General features: G+C 44.2%; 18 protein-coding genes. 8 read left to right on the top strand and 10 right to left on the bottom strand.

What is annotated here, in order from left to right; all coding sequences use genetic code 11:
• Positions 1-124: 124 nt before the first annotated feature.
• Together DRB05_RS13315 and DRB05_RS13310 are read left to right on the top strand one after the other, a co-directional pair.
• Positions 125-1,384 (top strand): metallophosphoesterase, encoded by a 1,260-nt coding sequence (locus tag DRB05_RS13315; RefSeq protein ID WP_128727393.1) that lies wholly within the window; start codon positions 125-127, stop codon positions 1,382-1,384.
• Between the two features lie 181 nt (positions 1,385-1,565).
• Positions 1,566-2,291 (top strand): hypothetical protein, encoded by a 726-nt coding sequence (locus DRB05_RS13310; protein ID WP_128727392.1) that lies wholly within the window; start codon positions 1,566-1,568, stop codon positions 2,289-2,291.
• Positions 2,292-2,438: 147 nt separating this feature from the next.
• Here the strand turns inward: DRB05_RS13310 and DRB05_RS13305 are convergent, their stop codons facing one another.
• The 7 genes from DRB05_RS13305 to DRB05_RS13280 all read right to left on the bottom strand — a co-directional run bounded on the left by DRB05_RS13305 (position 2,439) and on the right by DRB05_RS13280 (position 10,388).
• Complete coding sequence (locus tag DRB05_RS13305; protein ID WP_240036246.1) at positions 2,439-2,870, bottom strand: hypothetical protein; 432 nt, start codon at positions 2,868-2,870, stop codon at positions 2,439-2,441.
• A 16-nt stretch (positions 2,871-2,886) separates the two neighbouring features.
• Positions 2,887-3,039, bottom strand: a complete 153-nt coding sequence (locus DRB05_RS23000) for a hypothetical protein (RefSeq protein WP_240036245.1) — start codon at positions 3,037-3,039, stop codon at positions 2,887-2,889.
• Positions 3,040-3,072: 33 nt separating this feature from the next.
• Positions 3,073-4,038 carry a hypothetical protein gene (locus DRB05_RS13300; RefSeq protein ID WP_128727391.1) on the bottom strand — a complete coding sequence of 322 codons (966 nt, stop codon included), beginning with the start codon at positions 4,036-4,038 and terminating at the stop codon, positions 3,073-3,075.
• A 10-nt stretch (positions 4,039-4,048) separates the two neighbouring features.
• Complete coding sequence (locus DRB05_RS13295) at positions 4,049-4,993, bottom strand: hypothetical protein (RefSeq protein WP_128727390.1); 945 nt, start codon at positions 4,991-4,993, stop codon at positions 4,049-4,051.
• Between the two features lie 13 nt (positions 4,994-5,006).
• A complete protein-coding gene (locus DRB05_RS13290; protein WP_128727389.1) occupies positions 5,007-8,912 on the bottom strand; it encodes a hypothetical protein in 3,906 nt (1,301 codons plus the stop codon).
• A complete protein-coding gene (locus tag DRB05_RS13285; RefSeq protein ID WP_128727388.1) occupies positions 8,909-9,934 on the bottom strand; it encodes a DUF4150 domain-containing protein in 1,026 nt (341 codons plus the stop codon). The genes DRB05_RS13290 and DRB05_RS13285 overlap by 4 nt, the downstream gene beginning before the upstream one ends.
• A 241-nt stretch (positions 9,935-10,175) precedes the next feature.
• Positions 10,176-10,388 carry a heavy-metal-associated domain-containing protein gene (locus DRB05_RS13280; protein ID WP_128727547.1) on the bottom strand — a complete coding sequence of 71 codons (213 nt, stop codon included), beginning with the start codon at positions 10,386-10,388 and terminating at the stop codon, positions 10,176-10,178.
• A gap of 174 nt (positions 10,389-10,562) precedes the next feature.
• Between DRB05_RS13280 and DRB05_RS13275 the strand changes: the two genes are divergently transcribed.
• Together DRB05_RS13275 and cueR are read left to right on the top strand one after the other, a co-directional pair.
• The gene (locus DRB05_RS13275; protein ID WP_128727387.1) at positions 10,563-12,941 is read left to right on the top strand and encodes a heavy metal translocating P-type ATPase; all 2,379 of its coding nucleotides are present in this window, start codon (positions 10,563-10,565) and stop codon (positions 12,939-12,941) included.
• A 5-nt stretch (positions 12,942-12,946) separates the two neighbouring features.
• Complete coding sequence (cueR, locus tag DRB05_RS13270; protein WP_010369762.1) at positions 12,947-13,357, top strand: Cu(I)-responsive transcriptional regulator; 411 nt, start codon at positions 12,947-12,949, stop codon at positions 13,355-13,357.
• Positions 13,358-13,435: 78 nt separating this feature from the next.
• Here the strand turns inward: cueR and DRB05_RS13265 are convergent, their stop codons facing one another.
• From DRB05_RS13265 to DRB05_RS13255, 3 genes are read right to left on the bottom strand one after another with little or no spacing between them, the layout of a single operon-like run.
• Positions 13,436-14,731: a pyridoxal phosphate-dependent aminotransferase gene (locus DRB05_RS13265; RefSeq protein WP_128727386.1), complete on the bottom strand. Its 1,296-nt coding sequence runs from the start codon at positions 14,729-14,731 to the stop codon at positions 13,436-13,438.
• A gap of 49 nt (positions 14,732-14,780) precedes the next feature.
• A complete protein-coding gene (locus tag DRB05_RS13260) occupies positions 14,781-15,989 on the bottom strand; it encodes a cysteine desulfurase family protein (protein WP_128727385.1) in 1,209 nt (402 codons plus the stop codon).
• Positions 15,990-16,047: 58 nt separating this feature from the next.
• Positions 16,048-16,908, bottom strand: a complete 861-nt coding sequence (locus DRB05_RS13255) for a hypothetical protein (RefSeq protein ID WP_128727384.1) — start codon at positions 16,906-16,908, stop codon at positions 16,048-16,050.
• 543 nt (positions 16,909-17,451) lie between these two features.
• Here DRB05_RS13255 and DRB05_RS13250 point away from each other — a divergent pair.
• From DRB05_RS13250 to DRB05_RS13235, 4 genes are all read left to right on the top strand, one after another.
• The gene (locus DRB05_RS13250; protein WP_128727383.1) at positions 17,452-18,321 is read left to right on the top strand and encodes a hypothetical protein; all 870 of its coding nucleotides are present in this window, start codon (positions 17,452-17,454) and stop codon (positions 18,319-18,321) included.
• A 339-nt stretch (positions 18,322-18,660) separates the two neighbouring features.
• Positions 18,661-20,535, top strand: a complete 1,875-nt coding sequence (locus DRB05_RS13245) for an FAD-dependent oxidoreductase (protein ID WP_128727382.1) — start codon at positions 18,661-18,663, stop codon at positions 20,533-20,535.
• Entirely contained in the window at positions 20,522-22,285 is a 1,764-nt protein-coding gene (locus DRB05_RS13240; RefSeq protein WP_128727381.1) for a thiamine pyrophosphate-binding protein, read from the top strand. The genes DRB05_RS13245 and DRB05_RS13240 overlap by 14 nt, the downstream gene beginning before the upstream one ends.
• Positions 22,278-24,053 (top strand): FAD-dependent oxidoreductase, encoded by a 1,776-nt coding sequence (locus DRB05_RS13235; protein ID WP_128727380.1) that lies wholly within the window; start codon positions 22,278-22,280, stop codon positions 24,051-24,053. Before DRB05_RS13240 ends, DRB05_RS13235 begins: the two co-directional genes overlap by 8 nt.
• Positions 24,054-24,790: the final 737 nt, after the last annotated feature.

Raw genomic sequence — 24,790 nt, 5'->3', positions numbered from 1 at the left:
AGAGGTGGGTGTCCTTGTAAAAGCACCCATCGTATCGAGCTTTGGTATTAACAGAAGGGTATTAGCAGGACACCCATCTTATTTATATGCAGGAGGATGCAGTGGTAACATTGTGTCAGTAACAATGAAAATAACATCAGTAGCTTTACTATTCGCGCTCAGTAGCGCAGCGCAAGCCGCGGAAAATATTAACTTTCTGGCCTTTGGTGATGGCGGCTATCACCCAGATTATCCAAAAACAAAGCACATTAAATCACCTAAAAATAAGGCTGAGTTTATTGCTGCTGAAAAGGCGGATTGGTTAGAAGAACATCGCCCGCTCGAAGAGTTCAACCATGCGCCTATCTATGTCTATCCGGGAACCGAAACCGCAACGGAGGAAACCGGTGCGTTGGTGGTTGGACAGGCAATGGCCTCTTTGTGTGAGAAAAAACCATGCGACTTTGCTATTCAGCTTGGTGATAATATCTATCCTGATGGTGCGGCGGCTAACGATGGCAAAGACGACCAAAAGCGTATGGATGACTTGATTCTAGGGCCGCTAAAGCCGCTACTTATTCAAAACCCAGAGTTGGTTGTGTATTCAGCGTTAGGCAACCACGATTGGAAGACGTCTCGTCGCGGCGTGAAATTACAGACCGAATGGATGGCTAAGCAAGCTAATTTTCATATGGATGGCAAAGGTTATTACAGCTATACCTTTGGTGAAAAAGGCAATGACGTAGAATTTTTTGTACTCGATACCAATATGTTGCTCTCTGGTCAGCATTATTATGAAATTCCACTAAAACCGGACGGTAGTGAACAGGGATTGGCAAGTGCACTGGCAAGTGGTCAAGCCGAAGTTGAAGACATTGAAAAGCACGAGCAACCTGTCAATGGGGAAGATCACAGACAATTAGCCTGGCTTGCAAATGGACTTAAAAGCTCAACCGCAAAATGGAAGATTGTATATGGACACCATGTAATTTGGTCGATTGGTGGCACTAAATATGACGAAGCACATGTATTACGCCGCTTGATCTTACCCGAACTATGTGAGTACGCAGATGCATATATTGCAGGCCATGAGCATGATCTGGAACTGTTAACGGACGACTGCTCGCGTGTACTTCCCGGAAACACAAAGCCTAAGTTACCACTTATTATCAGTGGCGCCGCATCAAAAATGCGCGGTACGCATACACCGCTTGCTAACTATCAAGAAAAGCGTTACCCAGAGTACGACCTAGTCTGGAATAAAGCTTTTACTTGGGGCTTTGCACATATCGAACTAGACAACCAAAAAGACATGCTCAATGTGTCGTTTTACTCAACACCAAACGATTTAAGCGGTCAGCTGGTGCCAGAGCAAAGCTTTAGTTTTGCTCACCGCAGTGAGTGAGGAAGATATACCTGATTTTAGATAATAAGTGTAAATATTAGTGTGTTTTAACTTAATAACTGCTCATTGAGCCTATTGGTTACATGAGTAGTTACCTGTCATTTATAACAGTTATATGGACATCCCGTTTTAGGTACATTGTTGTCATCAACTTCATAAATAGCCAACTAAAGGATAAGTAATGAAATTAGCAACAATCGTAGGCTTTACTGCACTTTCAATGTCATATAATGCTCTGGCTTGCACGCCCTCAGGCTCATGGAGCTTTAATGGGCCTCGGCTTGCCCAAGCAGAAAAGAATTATGAGTACACGGTTAAGGTTCCTGCCGCAGATTTTTTTCAACGCGAAAAAATTGAAATTTATGTGAACAAGCAACTTCATGCAACCGAAAAGACCATTCCTATTAAGCAAACTCGTGACTTTACGCTGAACTTCCCATATGAGGGACGTAGCACAATTGAAGTCTACAAAGTTTCTGATTTTAACTGTGGTTCAATCAACGTAGACGTCAGACCTAACGTTAAACAGAATGTAAAAATCAAGAAAACTAAGCTGGGATCAGAAACTTACCCCAACGGTGTATCTGTAACTCGTTGGCGGTTTGATGCGTCTAAGCTGGGGGCGTATGGATACCAGCCAGGGACTGTAGAAATGAAATGGTTTACCCCTGTGCAGACTTTCAGAGATGGTCGCACCGAGGTGACGTATCGATATGCAGGTTCAGGGCCTAAACTAGATTTCACTGCTGAAAAGCTAAGAGATAACGAAAGTAACTGGGTGAGGCTTGAGTTCGTGTATAAAGAAAATAATGAACGTATCGCAGAAACTCTAGTTAGTTCATACTATGTTGAAAGTGATGTTTGGTGTGATCCTCATGGTGTTGAATTCTGTCAGATAACACCGTAGTAAGCGAGTTTTATCGTAGCTATTCTTAAATGAGTGCAAAAAAGTCGGCAAATCAGATTTTCTGAAGGCGCTCAGGCTCAATGTAGTAAGCCACCGATTTTAGTGGTGGCTTATTTTCCGCAGTTGTTTTAATTACGCTAATTGGTGTTACTGCACTTTTTTGTTTTTAGGCTCATATAACATAAAGAATAGTCGGCCCATTAAAAAGATATTTATCAAAGCGATAGAAAGAGCGATTCTATCGTCCTCATCGCCTCTAAAGTTGGACAGCAATTCAACGAGGATTAACAGACAAAACAATGTACTAATCAAGTTTATGCCCCAACCAGCGAATTTAGTGGTTTTGACAAGTTGCGTGTAATGGCTAAGTCTACCCATTATTGAGTGATATCCGAAAGTTATGCCTATCGCCATCATCATTAACCCCATTGCCGCCGGATCTCCTCTTCGATTTACGCTATACGCTTCAATGCACAATAACCCTACCGCAGTGATGATAGACAAAATGACAACAGTTCTAATTAAAAACTCAGCAACGGGATTTGGTTCTTTTTTGCTTGAAACTTGAGATCTTGTCATCGTAACTTGCTGTCCGTTACGTGTCACTTTCTGTGCATGTTGCTGTTGATAGACTTGGCCCATACTTGGGAGGCTGGTTTTGTACGTGAGCATCACTGAGTGCGCGAACAGGTGCCCCTTCGTCTAGAATGTGATCAACGCACTTATTAACTAATTTTTTTATTGTCACAAAAACTCCTTGTTATAGCGATTAATTCGCGTATTACCAAAATACTTTATCTAGTGGACGGTTATTTTTTAGGTCATAAAAAGGCGCTTGTTTTACTAAATCTTCACCTAATATTTGAATATGGTCTTGATGGTCAAGATAGGGGCTTTCTATCGTTTCTTGCCAGCCTTTGTAAAATGAACTTGGTATGGGCTGAGTGGTATCCATAAAACGGTGGATTTCACTCCACAGCTGTACGCTGCTATCCATATCCTTTGGCTCCCAATCGGTTGAATAAAGTGTCTGGCGCTTAAGTGTTTTTGGGTATCGCAGCGGGGCTAAAAACGCCAAGTTATGCTTCACACCTTTACCCGAGGAGACCTTTACAATATACAGTTCAACTTCATCAAGTGTTAACGAGAAACTCCCTTCGTTATTGCCAATGGGAAAAGTGACAAGACCGGTATTTCGAAAGAAGTCGACCCGTAGCACTTCAGAAGTATAGTGCTTAATTCTATGAACTCGATAAAAAACGAAGCTTGCAAACACCACTAACCCAATCATAAGATAAAGAATATGAGGCTCAGACTCTTTTAGGTATACGGGGAGACAAACAAGCGCAAATATTGAGGCCATATAAGCAAAAACGATATTCGCAAGTTTCCCTGCTCGCGCAAAGTCAGCTCCGCCTAATGCGATACGTTGGTTCGATGAGAGCACGTTATTATCTTGCAAGACAAAGTCTGCTTTACTATTTACAGCCACTTTTTGCATGCCTTTACTAATGTTAAAGTCTCGTGGTATCGAGTCCTCTATTTTTAGCAGCGGTGTTTCTTCTATTGGCCGATCATGCACTACCTTATCTACCGGAGCCGGAGGAGTTAACGTTTGCGTCTCCTTTTTGCCCTCAGTTTCCATAACCTTACTTACAATTTTTTGAAAACCTAAAGCGAGTAACGCCACCACTTTTTTCCGGATGCGGTTATGGGGAGGGCTGACTTCCTTGTGGTGTGCTTTCATCGTTTTACTGCTACCAAAATACTTTATCTAGTGGACGGTTATTTTTTAGGTCATAAAAAGGCGCTTGTTTTACTAAATCTTCACCTAATATTTGAATATGGTCTTGGTGGTCAAGGTAGGGACTTTCTATCGTTTCTTGCCAACCTTTATAAAACGAACTTGGTATGGGTTGAGTGGTATCCATAAAACGGTGGATTTCACTCCATAGCTGCACACTGCTGTCCATATCCTTTGGCTCCCAATCGGTTGAATAAAGTGTCTGGTGCTTGAGTGTTTTTGGGTATCGTAGTGGGGCTAAAAACGCCAAGTTATGCCTCACACCTTTACCCGAGGACACCTTTACAATATAAAGTTCAACTTCATCAAGTGTTAACGAGAAACTCCCTTCGTTATTGCCAGTGGGAAAAGTGACAAGGCCGGTATTTCGAAAGAAGTCGACCCGTAGCACTTCAGAAGTATAGTGTTTAACACGGTAAACATAGACAAACAGGGACAAAGCAAATGCCAGTAATCCTGTGGTGAGCCATAAATAAAAACTATCACCACTACCGAAATAAAAAATAATTGAAAGTAGCGCGATGATGGATGCCATATAGGCAAATACAATGTTTGCTAATTTACCAGCTCGTGAAAAATCGACACCACCAAGCGCTACTCGCTTATCAGAAGAAAAGAGGTTATTTTGTTGGACTGGTTGAGTCTGAGTAGATACCGCAGGACTCACCTTCAACATCCCTTTACTAATGTTAAAGTCTCGTGGTGTCGAGTCCTCTATTTTTAGCAGGGGTGTTTCTTCTATTGGCCGATCATGCACTACCTTATCTACAGGTGCCGAAGGAGTTAACGTTTGCGTCTCCTTTTTACCCTCAGTTTCCATCACCTTTTCAACAATTTTTTTTACCAAAATTGCTATAAAAGCAAGAACTGATTGATTGGATTTTAACTTGTCTCTCATGGGTAGCCTTCAGTTAATTTAGGAGTCGCTGCAACACGCCAGCAGGGCTCATGCCATAATCTTCGATTTCGACGTTAATGACTTGCTCAGCCCAAAAGTCTGGCTTTTCTATCTTTCCTTCTTCGTCTCTTTCTGACGCAGGTAACCTTAACTCTTGAGATGAACCTGAGTATATTGTTGCTCCTTTGCCTCTAGGATATTTTCGACAACGCATTCTGATTTGAATTTTAGAATGATTGAATTTATCAAAATAGGGATAAAGAGCACTTTCTTCAAATTCAATAATGAAACCCGTTAAACTAGGATTAACGATGATATTGGTATTTTGCCAAAAGTAATCCAATGCTGTTTGAGCTTGTCCCGTGGGTGCAACAGCAATTAACGAGCTCCAAGGTTTTCCAGCTAATAGTGGGCGAATGTCTAGCTGAATGTCTAAGTAACCAAGTTCTGATTCTGGAATATGACCTGGAATTTGCACATTAAACTTTGCAACTTGGAACTTGCCTTTGGAGGTTACCTTGTCATATATCCGAGAGGGAGTGTGTAATTGTACAACAGATACGTCACTAAATATTTTTGGAGAAAATAACTGATCATAGAGACTATGAAGTGCATATTCGGGGTTTGTTTTCCAGCAGTAATAGGGGTTGTCACCAAACCAATCACGCTCGCCACCACCATATGCGTCACTGCCCCAAGGGCACGCTTTAATCCAAGCTTCTAGTGGTTCATCGCGTAATAGATAATAAATACCATATCCAAGTAATACTAGAATGAGTCCTACATAGCCCAGTTTACTCATGGGGTTTAAAATAACGCCTCTGGTGATCGTGGCAAGTATGGTGGGCGCGGTTTCAACCGCCAGCGCGACGAAGCCTGCAGTTGCAATACTAAGGCCAGCAGCGCCACCAGAATCGCCGCGCTTAAACGCGTAATAGGCATCAAAGCCTGACAATCCGGCACTGTATGCAGATGCTAGGAGGTTTAATCTAGCTGTCCATGTAATGATGTTTGCTTTTTTCGCAAACTCAGGGCCAAACTTACGAACGGCACCGAGATTTCCTTTAGCCATTTTGTACTGTTGAAATTCCTGATATTGGCGCAGGCTAGGTAACCCAGCTTTCATCTCTGTGACCATAGAGAGAGCTGAGAAATGAATAGCCGCTAAGTCGAATATTGCGCCAGTAATATCAGCAAACTTTCTTTGTGAGAATTCGAAATTCAAAAAGGCTTGTCGAAAGTTAGCGACTTCAAAGATATATACAATACCGAGTATACCCGCCATTCCTCCCTTTAATGACTGCCCAGATACAGACTCCGTAACAGCCGCATTTTGCCATTTTTGTAAGTTTGCGAGCCTATCAGACAACTTCTTAAGTGTTGCATGTTGATTATCTAACTCTGTTGCATACTGTTTTGCCTCTTCTACAGCCGTATCATATATTGCTTGGGCTGTTGATTCTGCTGACTTGGCTGAGACATCAGCACCAGTAATTTTTATCAAGTATGCGATGGTTTTGTTTTTGCTTTCTATCGTTGTGATGGTTTCCGCTTGATTGAGAGACTGGGTTAGAAACTCAAGTCGTTTGTTTAAATTAAGTACGTCTTCTAACGATAGTTTGAGCTTAGAGCCTTTATATCCAACGTCTATTTTGCGTTTATTACTGCCGCGAATAATTTGGTTGAGTTCTTTAATTTGCTTTTCTGCAGCCAATTTTCGAGACTGAGGATCAAGTGGCATATACCCTTCAGGAAAATTCCCGTTGAGGTAATCTTGTACTCTCATTTCCACTTCAACTAGGTACCCAGGTGCTGAGATATCGACCAAGCGCATCAAAGGTTGCAACACGTCCGCTTTTGCATCAATGAGCTTTGCGAACGGATACTTCTTCCAAGCACTGTTTACCTTCACAAAAGAGCTAACCTGTTTTCTAGAACGACTGACGGCAACTTTTGCTTTAGCAAATTTAGCCTCTAACTCTCGTAGACGCGCACGTTCCTGTTCTAATTGTTGATCAAGCTGCGCTCTGCTCATTCCATATTCTTGCTCTGTTAAGTTTTCAAGTACACTCTTCTTATACTCATATTCAGCATGCTTTTCTTGTAACTCTTTAAATGCTTTTGCTTTTTCTCTTTCAGCGTTGATAAGGGCTTGTTCTGACTGCGTTATCTCATGTTGTGTTGCATCCATTGCCTCACGAGTTTGGGCCTTTTGTTCCCCAAGCGTCCCCGGATGTGTAGAGAGGTTATAAGCGGCCTCTGGAATTTCGAATAAACTGCCTGCTAAACCCATAATCACTTGGGAGAGGCGGCGCCCCATTTGCTCACTCTCTTCTTGTGGCAAAACGGCTTCTTGATCATGGATCTTTTGTATTTTGGCGCTAGTTAAAGGCAATGCAAAGCGATCATATTCCGCCTTTTCGTAGTCATGTAGTTTGTCGCCTGTGGGCTTTGGAAACAAAAATTGGGTGATTTGCTTAGCTGGTTTTGCTGGGTGTTGACCCAGACATTGCAGGATAAAGTCTTGCCCCTGATAGCCTGAACTTAACTCATGCCAAAACTCTTTGTCTGTATTAAGGTGTGCAAGCGGTGCGGCTGGGTTAGGCTTTAACGCGAGAAATACATCGGTGACCAAGTCGTATGCTTCAAAGAACCTCAGATCTGATTGGTAGGCATAGTCTTTGAAGCATTCAGTAAAACCTGCACTAAGAGATTCTTGGTTTAAGAACTCGACTAGTTCGTCAGAGATTTCTGCAATGCGGCGAGCAAGTTTTTGGAAGGCCTTTTCTTCCAAAAACTTAAAGAATTTATCTTCCTCTAAATGAGAAGTGCGCCAGTCTTTTAATTTATTGGCAAAGTCGACTGCGTCTTCATCTGACTCTACAAGCTTCTCTCCACTGCTTTGAATTTCAATGTCTTTATCTAAAATCGAATCGGCTTGATGGTAAAAAACCTGCACCATAAAGCTGGCGAGCTCATATTTAGCTTGTTGTTGCAGATCAATTTCACCGGTTGCACTATCTAACCCTGATAACTTATTGAGTAAGTGCTGAATATCCGTGGTGAGATCTTGAATTTGTGAAATGAAATATCGAGCCACATGGATCCCGTCAAAAATCGGCACTTGGGCGATTTTATCGCGCTCTGGAAGGTGCAGTTTTTGATGAAGTGTCGGGGTGTTAACTACTTTGCCTTGGTCGTTATAGCCTGTGGCAAACTGCCCTAAGTTATCCAGTTTAGTCATGCGCTGTGCTCTGAGCGCTGCTGCATCTCCTGGGGCGGGGCAATGTCTTTCTTCGTCAGCGAGTGGCGTGCCGGTATTTAAACGCGGATCCTGCTCATTAAAACCGCCAAACAACAAGATCTGCTCCCATGACCACTGCACTTCAGACCATGCGATTTCTACGCTTACTTCGTTGCCATTTAGTTTATGCGGGACGAGAATGCTGCTGGTTGGCTTACAGGTTGCTGCACGTGTGCCTTGCGGTCGTGAGTTAGGCTTATTGGCCGACTTTTTCCAACTTAAAAAACCTTTTTGCCAATACAAATTCACATCTGAGAATAGCGCCGGGGCATCAAAGTCTTCAGGCTCGATAACTTGTAGTTCACGCCATAAATAGCCATCGACATAAATATAGATAAATCCGCTGGTTGCTGGAGAGGCTGATTGTAGTTGCTGCTCTGGCGTGTCGTATAAAAATGGATAAATGTGCACCAGCTCAATGTCGGCATCGCTGCTTTGTTGGTCTACTGTGTTTGAAGTGTAAAGGGGGACCTTATAATAGCCTTCTTTCGTGCCATCAACCGAGGTGTCTTTGAGCATCAAAGAGACCACTTCTTTGTCGCTTGCATAGCCCTCAAAAACAAGTTCTCTAAAATTATTGTTAGCATTGGTTTTGGTTGGTAAAGTGTGGCTCATCCTATCTTCACCTCTTCATCGCTAGGTTTGCTACTGCCCGACACTTTTATATTGATCTTATTCGTACCATCTTGGCTTAGTGGCTCTGCGCCAAGCACTACATCAAGGCCTGCAGGAGTGGCACCACCGGGCTGGTTCAATGGTGCGGGGGGCGTGTTTTTATTATTAGATACCATTAAATCTCCCTGCCTAACCGCCGGTTTTCCCTCGATGTAAACATCAAAGCTGCCTTGCAGAAACTCCGCTTTTTTACCCAATGTTCGACTAGCGATACCTTTTTTATTACCGGGTTGGTCTCCCGTACTTTTTGAAAAGTTAGACTTGATATTGGCCGCACCGTTACCTTGAATTTTTACTGAACTGGCAACGCTTGCGGCGTCTGATGAGCGGGCGATGTTGCCATAAGGAATAGGCACAACCACTTTGCCTATCTTAGTCAAACAAACGTCTACTGTGCTTAACACACCGCCGCTGCCGCTATGCACAGCGGTTCTACCGTTAATGAGAACGTTCGCGTTTGACACGATAGACGCTTGTCTGGCTTCGGCTTCAAAATCTCTGGCAACATCGCTCTCTGTTCCTACTTGCCAACCCAGCTTAAGGGTTACCAAATCTAAGAATGCTTGTGGGTCACTAATTGGCAGATTAACATCCATTCCCGTTATTGGCTCAATATGCGGTAGAACAGCCGTTTGGTTTTGTTCATCCCATTGTGGTGGGTCGATGATGTAGTCAGGAATAAACGCATTGACCATTTGGCCTAAGGTAAAATCGCCGTATTTGGCTCTTTCGATTTCTTCTAAAAAAGCTTGCTCTCCTGCAGCACGGTCGGGAAATATGGCAATATGATAGGCTTGTCCAAGCGCTTGATTTCGCTTTGCACTAATATTCAATGGCAGTAAGGCTGGATTGTTGTGTCGCCAAGAAGCTGAACCTGAGGTTCGTAATTTGGCAGTTTGCGCGTCGACATTGTATTGCACGCTCTGGGCTTCGTTGCCTGCACCGGCGCCGATAAAGCTCATTGTGTTGTCCTTAAATTATTCCTTTAGTCGCAGTTTTATTGATTTTACCTAATACAAACGGCGTAATTTTTCCGCATTGTCTGCGCTTTGTCAAAGTGGGCATTATTGTGAGCGTTTATTAACGTGAGCTGTATAAAACAATTGCGAGTGGCAATGAAGGAGGAAGTGAGCGGATAAACCACCTTACCAATGCAAAGTGGTTTGGGTCGACTTGGATTGATAACTTCTGGGAGATAGTCAGCTAGGCAAAGCTTTCGTTGATGAGTTCTGCGCTATAGCCAGCATTGCCAATAATAGCGATAATCTCGTCTTCTCCTTTGGTGCTTGAAATTTCAACGATTTTATCATCTAGGCGGACATCTACTTGCGCTTGGCTATCAGCTGCTTGCATTGCTTCTGTGATTGCTTTTACACAGTGACCACAGACCATTTTTTCTACTCTTAGTCTCAACATCATTATTTCCTTTGTGGATTAAAGAGTTTGCACTGTGAAGCTTCCCTTGATGGTAAGGTCAACTAATATTTAACAACAAGCTTCTGTTAGATGAATGAACAATTTTGTTTGACCTTACCATGAGGGTAAGGGTTAGTGTCCAAAATGAGAATGAACGCGTTTGCGGAGATAGAAATGGACAAGGTAATAAAATTTAATGTATCGGGCATGACATGCGCCTCGTGCGTTGGCCGAGTTGAGAAAGCCCTAGAGAAAGTGTCTGGTGTTGTCAGTGCCAGTGTTAACCTAGCTTTGGAAGCGGTGTCTGTTGAAGGCAGTGCGGATGTATCGGCGTTGGTGAGTGCGGTAAAAGATGCAGGCTACAAGGTTAATACCAGTGAAGTGCAATATCAAGTTAAAGGCATGACTTGCGCGTCTTGTGTGAGCCGAGTGGAAAAGGCAGCGCAAGCATTACCGCAGGTAATTAAAGCCGAGGTCAATTTAGCGACTGAAAAGCTAACCTTAACTTTAGTGGCAGAGTTACCGTTCGCTGAAATAGAAGCCAAGCTTAACGACGCCGGTTACACTGTGGTACAGCCACAAGCAGCCCCTGATGAGTTAAACGAACAAGTTGCAGCAACTCCCTTTTATCGCGCTGACTGGTTCCCGGCAGTGGCGTCACTGACGCTCACCTTACCTATGGTGTTACCCATGTTTGCCATGCTGTTTAACCAAAACTGGATGCTCCCGGCATGGATGCAATGGGCACTGGCAACACCTGTTCAGTTTTATTTTGGTGCGCGTTTTTATCGTGCCGGATGGGGAGCAATAAAAGCGGGGACGGGGAATATGGATTTGCTGGTGGCCATCGGCACCAGTGCAGCGTATGGCCTGTCGCTGTATTTGTGGTGGACATTCAGCGGTGAGCATGGCGCTCCGCATTTATACTTCGAAAGCAGCAGTGCCGTGCTGAGTTTGGTGCTGTTGGGCAAGTATCTTGAACACCGAGCCAAGCGACGTACAACCAGCGCTCTTAAAGCGCTTGAAAGCTTAAGGCCAACATCGGCTATGGTCTGGCGTGATAACAATTGGCAAGAAGTCCCAGCTGCGGCAGTAAAAAGTGGCGAACGACTATTGATCAAACCTGGTGAGCGTATACCGGTTGACGGCGTTGTAGTTGAAGGTCACTCACAGGTAGATGAAGCGCTTATCAGCGGTGAAAGCGTGCCTGTTTATAAAGCACAAACAGACAAAGTGACTGGTGGTTCGGTGAATCTTGATGGCGTGCTTGAAGTGGATGCAACCAGTGTTGGTGCGGAATCAACTTTGGCAAAAATTATTCGTTTGGTAGAACAAGCACAAGGCGCGAAAGCACCTGTGCAAGCGTTGGTGGATAAAGTGAGTGCGGTATTTGTACCTGCGGTATTGGTGATTGCGCTCATTACATTTTTTGCATGGGGGTTCAGCACAGGAGATTGGCCAACGGGTATTCTTAATGCGGTGGCGGTTCTTGTTATTGCTTGCCCGTGTGCGCTTGGTTTAGCAACACCTGCCGCGATTATGGCAGGTACTGGCACTGCCGCGCGCTATGGGATCTTAGTAAAAGATGCTGGTGCATTGGAGCAAGCAACGGCCATCGATATGGTAATTTTTGATAAAACGGGCACGCTTACGGTGGGCAAACCAGAGCTTAGCAATATGCACACTTTTACGTATCATCAAGACGATGTGTTACAGCTGGCGGCATCGTTACAGCAATACAGCGAACACCCGCTTGCCAAGGCTGTGGTCAATAAAGCACAAGAAAAGCAATTGTCATTACTCCCTGTAAGCGACTTTAAAGTGGTAGCGGGTAGAGGCGTTAAAGCACAATACCAAGATAAAACAGTCTATTTGGGGAGCGGTTTTTGGATGCAAGAGTTAGGCTTAACTTTGCCTGCGTTACCAGAAGAAATACCGGGCGCTTCTTTATCTTGGTTAGTGAGCCAAAATAGTGAACTGAGCTGCGAGTTTTTGGCGTTATTCTACTTTACTGACGAGCTTAAAGCTCATGCTTATACCGCGGTCAAACAGCTTAAGCAGCAAGGGATCAAAGTTGCAATGTTGACTGGAGACAGCCAAAGTAGTGCACAGTACAATGCTAAATTGCTGGAACTGGACGATTATAAAGCGCAAGTTCTGCCAGAGCACAAAGCTGAGTATATTGCTAATGCCCAACAGCAAGGTTACTGTGTGGCAATGGTCGGCGACGGGATCAATGATGCCCCAGCGCTGGCACAGGCTGATCTGGGTATCGCAATGGCAACAGGTACGGAAGTGGCGGTAAGCGCGTCGGCAATGACGTTGATGCGGGGCGAGCCAAGCTTGGTGGCATCTGCTTTAGCGATGGCAAAATTAACCTATCGCAAAATCAAGCAAAATCTATTTTGGGCATTTATCTTTAATGTCATTGGCATTCCATTGGCAGCACTGGGTTACCTTAACCCTATTTTTGCAGGTGCGGCGATGGCGGCCAGTAGTTTGCTAGTCATTAGCAATGCGTTGTTATTGCAACGTTGGCAACCAAAGGAGTAAACGTCATGGAAAAACTGATCACAATCGGCGAAGCCGCGCAGCGTACTGGGCTCTCTGCAAAGATGATCCGCCATTATGAAGCAAGCGGGCTACTAAAGTGCAGCAAACGAAGTGAAGCGGGTTACCGGCTGTACGACTCGCAACAATTACAATTGCTAGGTGTGATAAAGCAAGCACGCAAATTGGGGTTTCCTATTGCGCAGATCCAATCTTTACTCGATTTGTTACAAAATCCAGACCGTACTAGCCGTGAAGTCAAATCGATTGCGCAGCATCATTTGAATGAGATTGAACATAAAATCAATGAACTTCAGCAAATGCGTGAAACCTTAAAGCAGCTGTCGGATAACTGTAGTGGTGACGAAAATGCAAACTGTCCAATTTTAGATGGGCTTTGCCAAAATAGCCTAAAGTAGCCGAAGGTTAGAATAGCCAAACGTTAAAAAGCCAGTCTTCAATGATGAAGACTGGCTTTTTTGTTGTGCAGAATAGCGCTAAGCTTCGAGTAATTGTCTTGACTGAGTAAGTGCGAGCAGTGCAGTTTGTAATCTTGGCAGCGCCGCTTCAATTTCACTCGGTGAAATAGTACAAACGGCAGCGCGATACCAAAGCTGTGACGCTTTAGAACGACAGCCGAAACTGGCGAATGGCACCAGTGCTAATCCCGCGCTATCAATTAAATACCGACTGACTTGATCTGCATTTTCGAGTACGTTTCCATCGGGGGTTTCCATATTGATGGCGTCGATCTTCAAGGTCATATAAATGCCGGCATTTGGTATAAATGAATCGATTGCTATGCCTGCGCCTTTCATATCCTGAACACCCTGATGCAGTACCGCCATTGAGGCTAGTATTTTTTCTTTAAAGCCGGCTAAATAGCTTTGTAGATAGGCTTCATTTTGAAATAACACCGCGGTGGCAAGTTGCTCTGCCGTCGGGGCCATTGCACCTATATGTTCTTGGATCACCTGCATTTTTGCTATCACTTCGTGTGGGCCTGTCGCCCACCCAACTCGAATGCCTGTTGCGGCAAAAGCTTTGGTGCCAGCATCAACCACAATTAAGTAAGGCTTGATATCTGGGCAAAGCGACGCCGGATGATAATGCTCAACCTCTTGCATTGTCAGCATCCAGTACACTTGGTCGTAGATAACGTAGAGCGGTTTGGCGTTTATCGCTCTGCGGCGCGCGTTTTCTGCGACAACCATGTCGCAGATTTCACCGAGCTGTTGCTTTGAAAACATGGAGCCATTAGGGTTTTGCGGTGAGCATAAGGTGATAAGGCGCGCGTCAGATATGTGTGCTTGAAGCTGTTCCGCTGTAGGTAAAAACTGATTTGCTTCGCTGGTTTCAATTGGCACATGCTTGCCACCACACATGGTGGTGTAAAACATGTTATTCCAAGAAGGCACAGGGTAGATCACCTTGTCTTCTGCGCTCACCGTAGCGAGCATCGCAGAATACAGCAAAGGCCTTGCACCGCCAGAGATCAACATCTCCGTATCTGGGTTATAGCTGACGTTAAAGTGCTTTTTAGTTTGTTTTGCTACCTCATCGCGAAGTGATAACACCCCCTCAAGCGGAGGGTAATCGTTTTGCTTGTTCTCGTAAGCTTGCTGGATCTGTGCGGTAAGGTAGTCGGGCATCGGAAATTGTTGCGTGTCAAAATCTCCAATGATCAAATCACAAATTTCTTTCCCCTTTGCAAGCTGCTCCTGCACGTAAAACTCAAGGTGAATAATGTCCGAGTAATCGAGTGCATTGGCTAAATTTGATAGGTTTTCCATTGTTATATTTTTCTCCTTAAGTATCTATTCTAGAATAATTTAGTTTTATTTAGACACGCAAAGTTAGCGCTGCGACTTCTCTAACTTTGTTGAGTGCGAAGTCAATTTCGGCTTCTGTAGTATGCCTGCCTAAGCTAAAACGTATGGTTGCCTGTGCCAGTTCATCCGATAGCCCAAGTGCGGTTAATACGTGGCTCGGCGATAGGTTGCTTGACGAACAAGCTGAGCCGGTACTGACTGAGATGCTTTTCTTTAATAAGCTCAGCATTTTTTTACCGTCGGTGTCATGAAAAGAGACGTTACAAACATGAGGGAGTCTTTCTTCGCTCATGCCATTGACCTGCACCTGTTGTAGCTCCAATAAACCATCTTCTAGCTTGTCTCTTAACTGCTCAACTTTGTCAATTGCGCCATTGCTCAGTTCTCGTTGTGCAAGTTCCACAGCCTTGGCAAAACCAACAATGCCAGGCACATTTAACGTGCCACCACGTAGTCCTTGCTCGCTTCCACCACCGGTGATCTGCGGTCTAATATCAACCACTCTATTGCCATGCTGATGTCTTAAATACAGGCCGCCAACCCCTTTAGGGCCATAAATTTTGTGTGCCGAGCAAGTTAAAATATCAATCGGGCAAGTGGTTAGATTGATATCGACCTTGCCTAGCGCTTGTGTGGCGTCAGACATAAATAGAATGCCATGTTGCTTTGCAATAAAGGCAATGTCGTCGATTGGATTAATGGTGCCAATTTCGTTATTTGCGTACATCACGGTGATTAAAATCGTTTCTGGCGTGATTTCGGCCTTCATTGCGTCAATATCAAAGCTGCCATCTGGTAACGGCGCAAGATAAGAAACGCGAGCGCCTTCCTGTTCTAGATCTCTAAGAGTTGCAAGCGTTGCAGGGTGCTCAATCGACGAGGTAATAATGTGCTTGCCTTTGTGATTACAAGCACGAAATACGCCGCGGATCCCTAAGTTGTTGCTTTCAGTCGCGCCAGAAGTAAAGATAAAATTTTCAGGTTGTGCGCCAAGGGCACCTGCAATTTTTTCACGGGCTTGTTCGACCGCTTTATGGGCGTTCCAGCCATGTAAACCATACATGCTCGCAGCATTACCAAAGTCGTTACAAAAGTAAGGTAACATGGCTTGTAACACTGCTTCGTCGCACGGTGTTGTGGCGTTATGATCTAAATAGATAGGAAAGCGTAGCGACGCTTCCGTGGTGGACTTACTCTCTAGTGCTGTAATGAGTGACATAAAAAATCTCCGTATAAAATTGGGGCAACAGTCAAATTGATGCGGATAAATGCGTGCGTTACGCGTCGCAAGCTTCGGCTAGGGTGCTGGTTTGGGTGTTAATGGAATAATCTTCCATATCAAAGTCAGACAAGAAGATATTGGAGATCTTAACGATATTATCGCCAAGGCTTTCGTCTTGTAGGAAAAGTCCTAACGCTACTTCAGTACCGTTCACGACTTTGTGAAAGTCATCCATTTCAGAGAAGTCCATAATGTGGAATACCCCTGCCTGAGGGTTCATTTTCAGTGCTTTTTGGTATGTATCTTTATAGTGCTGCGCCATAATAAGCGGGCATTTTGCAGTCCATATATCCTTATCTTTTGATTCAGCTAAAACGATGTTTACTCCCTTACTGTTTTCGAATAGAACTTTAGTTACACCGCTGCTCGTTGCGAGTGACAATTGTGGGAAACTTGCTAAATCTTGCGCAATGATTTTACGTAAAGATTGGATCCCACGGTTTTTACAATTGCGCTCACCCTGAAGCACTAAGCGGTCGCGTTTTACAATGCTGTAATCACTTAATACGGCTTCTAGCTCGTCAGGTAATGGCGCAAGCCCTTGGCTGTCGCTGGTCATTGCTGGGGATGCAGAAATATCACAAGACTCACTACCACACTGTAAGCCCAGATCGTCTATCAACACGCCAAGCACCACTTTGAGTTTTTTCTTGTGCTCTAGAATCGCGTTATTTGCGACATTTAACACCTTTACCATTGAATCTATCGAGAATTCGGTTGCGGAATAACGCGGATCAAAATGTCCACCTTCTAGATAAAAGGCGGAGACTGTCGGGTAGTGTTCAGCGACATCCATGCGTATCATATCTAGGAGTTTTTGCTCTACTTTTCCAACCATTTTTTCTTTTAATTTCATTTCGTTAGTCTCTATTTTTTGTTGAGTTAAATGTGTTCACTATCCTTGGCTGCCGCGCCTAATTAACTCCAATAAAAGGACATCAAACGGAAATTAATTTCCGTACTCCATGAGTTCAGTAGTGTTAATCAAGGTGAAGTCATGCTTAAGGTTTGGTTAAATTGGTTAAGTAACTGTAAAGATTGACACGGTGGTAAGGTCAACGTTTGTTTGCATAAAAATTGAGTTTTTTGAAAGTTTTTGTGTGAAATTTTCATTTCAATTGTTCGGCTCGTTACACCACCAATTAGCAGATACCAAGTTATCTCTATGATCTAAGGAGGAGTAATGTGACTCACCCTTTTTGATCGTGGCAACAATTTGCCCTTTTTGGGGAACTCAGTTCTCCAGTTAGAAGCAATAAATATCAAGTAGAACTGTAATTGCTATATGTGAATGAGTTTTCCTACTTTCATGTGGTTGAATAAAGCTTGGCTTATTTATTGCTGTATGAGGCAGGCTAAAAATAAATAAAGTTACTATCTGAAAGCAAGGAGTGGACTCATGCACGTTAATTCGACGAATAGCATAAATATGAACGTTTACACCCAAAGAGGGAGAGCTGAACAGTCAAATCTGCATAGCCAAGAGAACCCTAAGGACCTAGTGGGGAAAACCAACCTAATGTACATGGTTGATGAAGAAAAGGTCACTCGGGTATCACATGAACAAATGACTCATTTAAGTCAGGTATTCGAGCTCAGTGAAGTCTCTCCAGAGGCGGCCCAGCGGCAATACTTGCATCATGGGCAAGCGCGGGAGGTGCAATTAGGTATAGTGGTCGATGGCAAATTGATGGCCTATCAAAATGACAAAGGACACATTACAGGTAAAGGTGGAGTCGAAGCTTTGATAGAGCAAGCCAATGGTGATATTAATCAGCTTAAAGCGTTAGTTCAGCAACAGTACTCCAGTTCCGGCAAAGTTGAAGTTTATGGCGAAAATAATCGTCCAACCAATGCTGAAGTTTTTGAACGTTTTAATGGCCGTTCGTATAAAAGTTTTGTTCACGATGAAATGAATACGCGCAGGCAAGCTAACCATCAAGAACAACTAGCGAGAGATGAATTTTTGCGAAGTAAACTGATGTTTGATCAAGCGCCTCAAGTTGCGGTATTCAAAGTGAAAGGCGAAGTTGTTGGCAGTATGGATGGCAATGGTTTTGCTGATATGGGTAGTAAGCTACTTCAACTTGCAAAGCAAAAAGGCATAGAAAAAGAAGCGCTAAAGCCGCTTTACACGCTCGATCCCGAGCGCACTTCAGAGCAATTTTCAGACTTACTTACACAAGTATTTGGAAATGATGTTGAAGTTGAGCATTTTCATGTCTCAAACGCGCCCACCAGAAACGAGATAAGGCTGTTGAGTAATTAAGCCAAAGATGAGTACAAAACAGGGTAAAGCTTTACGGTTTTGGATTTGTCAACATTCATAACGGTTCGGCGGGTGAACCGCCTTATACAAGCATGTTTTCATTACGGAGTAGGGCTGTGTTACACAGCAACCTTTTGTTTTTGTGAAACTTAATTTTAACTTTTTAAATATAATGGTGCTTTTTGCTGAGCAAGAAACCAGTCAGGTGATGCTAGTTTATTAAAGACGATGTTTATACTAGCCATAATTGCACTGTAACCCCTTGTAACCTGATGTAATAGATAAAATCACTACCCTTAAATATGCTTTTAGAGTAATAGCCTAAAGGAGCATATTAAAATGAGTAAAGAACTAGATATTGCCATTGTGGGTGGCGGTGTATCGGGTGTCTATAGTGCATGGCGTCTTCAACAAGAGCTTGGTGATACACATCGCATAGGCTTATTTGAGTATAGTGATCGTATTGGTGGTCGTTTGTATAGTCGCACACTTCCGGGGTTGCCTAACGTTGTGGCTGAGCTTGGTGGAATGCGCTTTATTCCTGACGATCATGTGATGGTGAGTACGCTGGTGGATGAGCTAAAACTCCAAACCAAAGACTTCCCGATGGGCTCAAAGCTGCCGTTATACCCTTCAAATGCAGAAAGCTCCCCTGAAGCAGGTAGTGAAAACAACCTCTTTTACCTGCGAGGGCAATATTTTAGATATCGTGATTTCGCAGAATGCCCAGACAAAATCCCATACAAGCTTGAAGAAACAGAGCGAGGCTATGGACCGGAAGATCTTCAAGTTAAAGTCATGAACCTCATCTGCCCGGGATTTGCCGATATGTCTCTCGCAGAGCAGATGAAAGTCAAAGTGTTTGGCAAGGAAATCTGGCGCTTTGGCTTTTGGAACTTGCTTGAGCATGTGTTGAGTAACGAAGCATACCTTTTTATGAAAGAAGCGGGGGGCTACGATGCTAATGTGGCGAATGCCAGCGCGGTTACTCAGTTGCCTGCCACTGAATATAGCGATGATACAGTATTTAAGACCCTCAAAGATGGTTTTCAGGCGTTACCGCTGAAGTTATGTGAAGAGTTTGCAGCGGCACCGGGCTGCCTTGACCGCTGTAAGCGCGTTAATATGTTGCATCGACTTGCAAAAATTGAGCTGCATCATTGTGGCGAGTATCGTTATGAACTCACCTTTCAACCAACACAAGTGAACAGCAGTGGGAAAGTGGTTGATAAAGATGCTCCAGCGTACAGCGTTAAAGTGAAGCGGCTTATTTTGGCTATGCCAAGGCGCTCGCTTGAGCTGATTGAATCGCCGTTCTTTGACGACCCTTGGTTAAAAGAAAACATTCCGTCTGTGCTTATCCAAAAAGCGATTAAGATGTTTATGGCTTACGAGCAACCTTGGTGGCGCAGTTTGGGCCTTGTTGCTGGTCGCTCTGTGACTGACTTACCAATCCGTCAAACTTATTACATGGGCACGGAATGCGACCAAAAAGAATGCCTTGAATACGAGACTAACGAAAAAGGCGAACAAGTATGTAAAGTGGAGCATACCTATGGTGAGCCCAATACCAACTCGCTGCTAATGGCTTCATACAATGATATTGGCACTATTCCTTATTGGAAAGGCTTAGAAAAGGGCGAGCATTACCAAGGCTTTATGCCAGCCTATGGTGCAGAAGGTTATACCGAAAATGAGATAGTACCTAAAAATCAGTATCAAATTACCACCGGGATGGTTGAAGCGGCACATCGCCAAATTCAAGCGTTACATAATCAAAAAGCACTCCCAATGCCATATTCTGCAATCTATCAAGAGTGGGGGGATGACCCTTATGGCGGTGGCTGGCATGAATGGAAAGCCAATTATCGTCTCGATGAGATCATGTGCAGAATGCGCCACCCTGTTGCAAGCGAAGAAATCTATATTGTTGGCGAAGCGTACTCCTATGAACAAGGCTGGGTTGAAGGAGCGTTAAATACGGCTGAATCAACATTGGCTGAGTTCTTTGCTTTACCAACACCGAAGTGGTTATCTAAAGACAAAGCACAGTATGAACAGTGGCTTGAGTCACACCACAACTACTTACCAGTAGATTGCCGTAAAGGTGGCTGCTCGTGTCAGCATTCAGCGCAGCAGCCAAATGCCAGTTCGGACACGCTGGACGAAGTCACTGAATTCGCTTATCGAGGTATTAATCATGAGTACCGCTAATTTTACGGTTGCTGACCATTTACTGTGGCGGTTAAGGCAGTTGGGCCTTGATAAGGTGTTTCAAGTGCCTGGTGACTATGTGCAAGAATTTATGACCGCACTGGACAACTTTCCAGGTATTGACGCTGTAGGCGATGTAACCGAACTAGGGGCAGGCTACGCGGCGGATGGATATGCAAGATACAGAGGTATTGGCGCGGTGTCGGTGCAATACGGCGTTGGCACGTTCAGCGTATTAAACGCGATAGCCGGCGCTTATGTCGAGCGTAATCCTGTTGTCGTTATATCGGCAAGTCCGTCGGCTGAAAACCGTGTAGATATTGAAGAAACAGGCGTGTTATTTCATCACTCTACCGGCGACTATAGCGCAGATAAAAAGGTGTTTGAAAATGTCACTGTCGCCAGTGAAATTCTTTCGGATCCCGCTTCTGCTCCTGACATTATTGACAATGCGTTACGCCTTGCCATGAGTGAAAAGCGGCCTATTTATCTAGAAGCATGGCAAAACGTGTGGGGCGCAGCTTGTGATAAACCAGATGGCCATTTAGTGATCCCAAGACCTGCATCTAATCCTACGATGATGGCAAATTTACTCGATAAAGTAATCAACCGACTCAAAGAAGCTGAGAAGCCGTTGGTATTATTAGGCATAGAGATCACGCGACTTGGCATACAAAGGGAAGTCGAAAACTTGCTCTGTAATCTCAATATTCCGTATACCACGACCACGCTAGCCAAATCAGTATTAAGTGAGGCGCAAGGGCTCGGGAAGGAGCTGTTTGTTGGCACCTATGCGGGTGAAGCGTCATGGCCTGAAACGTTTGACTTTGTTAGCAAACGAGATTGCATTTTAGCGTTGGGGGCAATATTCACTGATGACTACCTGACCATGTTAAAAACGCAAGACAACGAATTGATCCGCGTGAATATGGGCGAAGCAAGAATTGGTAACTGCGAGCGTTTTGGTGGTATCGATTTAGCACAGTTTATTGATGATTTAACGGTGTATATTGAGCATTATCCCATGCAGCATCGTACGCTTTGCTCGTTGCCGGAAAACCCCTATTTGAACAGTCCCGTGCATGATTGCGATGCCATCACCTACGAAAACTTCTTTTGCACATACCAGAAGCAGCTAGCCCGATGCCAGAAGGTGCGTGACTTCAACCTTATTTTAGGTGAAAGCTCTTCGCTTTATATGGCGGCTCGTTTAACTGGTATTGAAGAAAGTCGCTTTATTAGTGACGCAGCTTGGGGATCGTTAGGTCATGAAACCGGTTGTTCACTTGGCACAGCCTTGGCTGACAATCGACGTAGTATTGTGGTTGCGGGCGACGGTGGATTCATGATGATGTGCCAAACACTGTCTACCATTAGCCATAATAAACTCAATACGGCAGTGTTTGTAATGAGTAATCAAGTGTATGCAATTGAGCAGTCGTTTGTTGATATCTGTGCGTTTACTCCTGCGGGCGCATTTGCACCATTTGATGATTTACACCGTTGGGACTATAAATCATTAGCGAGCGCGTATTTTGTCGAATATTTACATGTAGAGACCGTCGCGGATCTAAATGGGGTTTTTGCTACGCTTCATGAAAATCCATGTAAGCCGTACCTCATTAAAGTAAATCTTGATAAAAAAGACCTCGCACCGGCGATACAGGATCTCGCCGAAGCCATTACGGGTAAAAAAGTGGACGACTGTCCATGTGGAAAGAACACAGCACAAGGAAACAATAATGCCTAAGCAAATCAGCAAACCTATCCCAGAATATCAGTTAGACGAAGCACAAAAGCGTATTGACCGCTACTGGCGCGCGACACAAGGTTTTATACTTGCGTTAGAAAGCAAACATGGCTTTTCTGCAAAGCAGTTACTTACTTTATTGCCAACGGGTGATACTTCGATGGAGCGCTTCAGAGAATATCAAGCTAAAGCGCTTATCTTTAACACACGATTTCAGTTTTCGCCCTCGGTGATTGTAATGTGTAACAATACTGATGATGTGATGCGTGCCTATCAAGAAGCGATAGAGTTTAACTTACCCATTCGGGTGCGCTCAGGTGGCCATGATCATGAAGGGGAGTGCAGCGGCACAGATGTGGTGTTGCTGGATTTAAGCGGTTTAAAAGACTTCTCCATCGAGAAAAAAGGCGACGATTATATTGCCCATATTGGTTCGGGCTATCGCTTTTATCAATTAGTCCCAAAGCTTGCAGAATCTGGTTACAAGGATATTCCACCGTTAACCATTCCACATGGCACTTGCGCCACGGTTGGGTTAGCTGGGTATATTCAAGGCGGTGGTTGGGGCCCATGGACGCGAGCAAAAGGAATGTGCTGTGAGTCACTCGTTGGTGCAACTGTTATTTTGCAAGATGGCTCAAGAGTTGAGGTATCTGAAACTGAAAATGAAGATCTATTATGGGCGCTACGCGGAGGCGGAGCGTTAAGCTATGGAATAGTGACGGAGTTTAGAGTCAAAGCTTTTGAGCTACCTGAAGAAATCCACCGCTTTGAAATTAACTGGAATAATGAGGCAGTTGGCTCTACAGACTTAGCAACTTGGCAGTTGCTCAGCCAGTGGGAAAATGCCATTAACGACACGGGAAAGGATACCGAGAACTTAGTTGGTACTAACCTAAAAATCAACGCGGTCCCAGATGTTAGCGAGTGTGAAAAGTCATCTGGCTACGAAAAGACCTTAAAGCACCCAAGTACCATGTATGGTTATTGGCAAGGCTCCGAAAAAGCGCTGATTCAGTTTGCTAAGCAATATTTTCCTGCTGCTAAAGTGCAGGTGACAGGCACGGACACCAAGCAGAACTATAGCGAAGCATTGATGTCTGACTGGTCACGAAACTCTGTGGCTAACCTCAAAAAGCTGGGATTAAAGGGGACGCTTGCCGCAAGCCTTGATGGTGAACCATTTACACCAGACTTCGACGCCCCAGCGCCACACAAAATCACCTCAAAGCTCGTGCGTGAGTCTGGCCTTACCGAACAAGGCAAGTTGGCGCTATTGCGTTCACTCACATCGCCTTTATTGTTTGCACAAAATGCCCCACTTGGACTATTTAGTTATGTCACTCTAGGTGCCATTTCGGGTAAGTTTTATGCCAATGATACATGTGATGATGCTAAGAAACGTGTTGCCTTCCCGTATACAACGGCGCAGTACACCATTCAATACCAAACTTGGTGGAATACTGAGTTAAAGTACGACGGCAGTTACGACAGCAAACGCCTTGGTCAAGCAAATCCAGTCTACCGCTATGTAAACCGTGCACTTGATTGGATTGAGGTTAGCCGCGACACCACCATAGAAGGGGCATACGGCGCGTTTATCAGCTTTAAAGACGCATCCATTCCGACGAAAACCTACTTCCAAGAGAATTACGAAAAACTCATTGAAATCAAAGAGGAGTATTCGGGTTTCACTGTTAAATTAGACTGTGGTAAAGAGGTTTACGTCAATTTCAATCGCCTAAGAACCCGTAAGACAATTATTTAATAGTGTTAAATGCGAAGAGCAAAAAGCCAGTATCGGCTTTTTGCTTGGTTTCATCTTGAGGTAGGCGCAGTTTTACACAGCGATCTTATTGTTTTTATGTCGGGCTTTGGGCTTAGGTTAGAGGGATAAATTCTTCAACGAGTATTTGTCGAAACACATAAACTGCTCGGCGAGTGAATCGCCTCCTACAAGCATGACTTCACTACCGAGTAGGAGCTGTTTTACACAGCGATCTTGTTGTTTTTATATTGAATTTTTGGCTGGTGAGAGCTGGTTTTTTTCATCAAAGATTCGTTGAAAACTTAAACTGCTCGGCGAGTGAATCGCCTCCTACAAGCATGACTTCACTACCGGGTAGGCGCTGTTTTACACAGCGATCTTGCTGTTTTTATATTGAATTTTTGGTGGGTGAGATGAGTGGGGGGTCTTCATCAAAAATTCGTTGGGAAACATAAACTGCTCGGCGAGTGAATCGCCTCCTACAAGCATGACTCACTACTGGGTAGGAGCTGTTTTACACAGCGATCTTGTTGTTTTTATTAATCGCCAAAGCGACTAATAAGCGGTCTTTGAGTAACCGAGTGCGCCTAAACGGGGGGTAAACCGTTTTCAACCTTTTTATTGAGCACAGCAACAAATCGCTTTGAGTTTTCGTCCGGTAAAATGGAAAAATCAGTCATAGACTTCCTTGAGTTAGAAAAGAGGCGCTTAACCATATCATAATAAAATTATCACCG

Source organism: Pseudoalteromonas sp. A757 (assembly GCF_004103285.1).
Classification (GTDB): Bacteria; Pseudomonadota; Gammaproteobacteria; order Enterobacterales; family Alteromonadaceae; genus Pseudoalteromonas; species Pseudoalteromonas galatheae.
The sequence above is the reverse complement of the archived record's forward strand: the minus strand, read 5'-3'. Positions and strand labels throughout refer to the sequence as shown.

Bases quoted from the DNA above. Each gene is read 5' to 3' on its own strand.
- DRB05_RS13250 (WP_128727383.1), top strand. From the start codon at position 17,452: ATGCACGTTAATTCGACGAATAGCATAAATATGAACGTTTACACCCAA.
- DRB05_RS13285 (WP_128727388.1), bottom strand. From the start codon at position 9,934: ATGAGCTTTATCGGCGCCGGTGCAGGCAACGAAGCCCAGAGCGTGCAA.
- DRB05_RS13275 (WP_128727387.1), top strand. From the start codon at position 10,563: ATGGACAAGGTAATAAAATTTAATGTATCGGGCATGACATGCGCCTCG.
- DRB05_RS13300 (WP_128727391.1), bottom strand. From the start codon at position 4,038: ATGAAAGCACACCACAAGGAAGTCAGCCCTCCCCATAACCGCATCCGG.
- DRB05_RS13240 (WP_128727381.1), top strand. From the start codon at position 20,522: ATGAGTACCGCTAATTTTACGGTTGCTGACCATTTACTGTGGCGGTTA.
- DRB05_RS13280 (WP_128727547.1), bottom strand. From the start codon at position 10,388: ATGTTGAGACTAAGAGTAGAAAAAATGGTCTGTGGTCACTGTGTAAAA.
- DRB05_RS13235 (WP_128727380.1), top strand. From the start codon at position 22,278: ATGCCTAAGCAAATCAGCAAACCTATCCCAGAATATCAGTTAGACGAA.
- DRB05_RS13255 (WP_128727384.1), bottom strand. From the start codon at position 16,908: ATGAAATTAAAAGAAAAAATGGTTGGAAAAGTAGAGCAAAAACTCCTA.
- DRB05_RS13315 (WP_128727393.1), top strand. From the start codon at position 125: ATGAAAATAACATCAGTAGCTTTACTATTCGCGCTCAGTAGCGCAGCG.
- DRB05_RS13265 (WP_128727386.1), bottom strand. From the start codon at position 14,731: ATGGAAAACCTATCAAATTTAGCCAATGCACTCGATTACTCGGACATT.
- cueR (WP_010369762.1), top strand. From the start codon at position 12,947: ATGGAAAAACTGATCACAATCGGCGAAGCCGCGCAGCGTACTGGGCTC.
- DRB05_RS13290 (WP_128727389.1), bottom strand. From the start codon at position 8,912: ATGAGCCACACTTTACCAACCAAAACCAATGCTAACAATAATTTTAGA.
- DRB05_RS13260 (WP_128727385.1), bottom strand. From the start codon at position 15,989: ATGTCACTCATTACAGCACTAGAGAGTAAGTCCACCACGGAAGCGTCG.
- DRB05_RS13310 (WP_128727392.1), top strand. From the start codon at position 1,566: ATGAAATTAGCAACAATCGTAGGCTTTACTGCACTTTCAATGTCATAT.
- DRB05_RS13305 (WP_240036246.1), bottom strand. From the start codon at position 2,870: ATGACAAGATCTCAAGTTTCAAGCAAAAAAGAACCAAATCCCGTTGCT.
- DRB05_RS13245 (WP_128727382.1), top strand. From the start codon at position 18,661: ATGAGTAAAGAACTAGATATTGCCATTGTGGGTGGCGGTGTATCGGGT.
- DRB05_RS13295 (WP_128727390.1), bottom strand. From the start codon at position 4,993: ATGAGAGACAAGTTAAAATCCAATCAATCAGTTCTTGCTTTTATAGCA.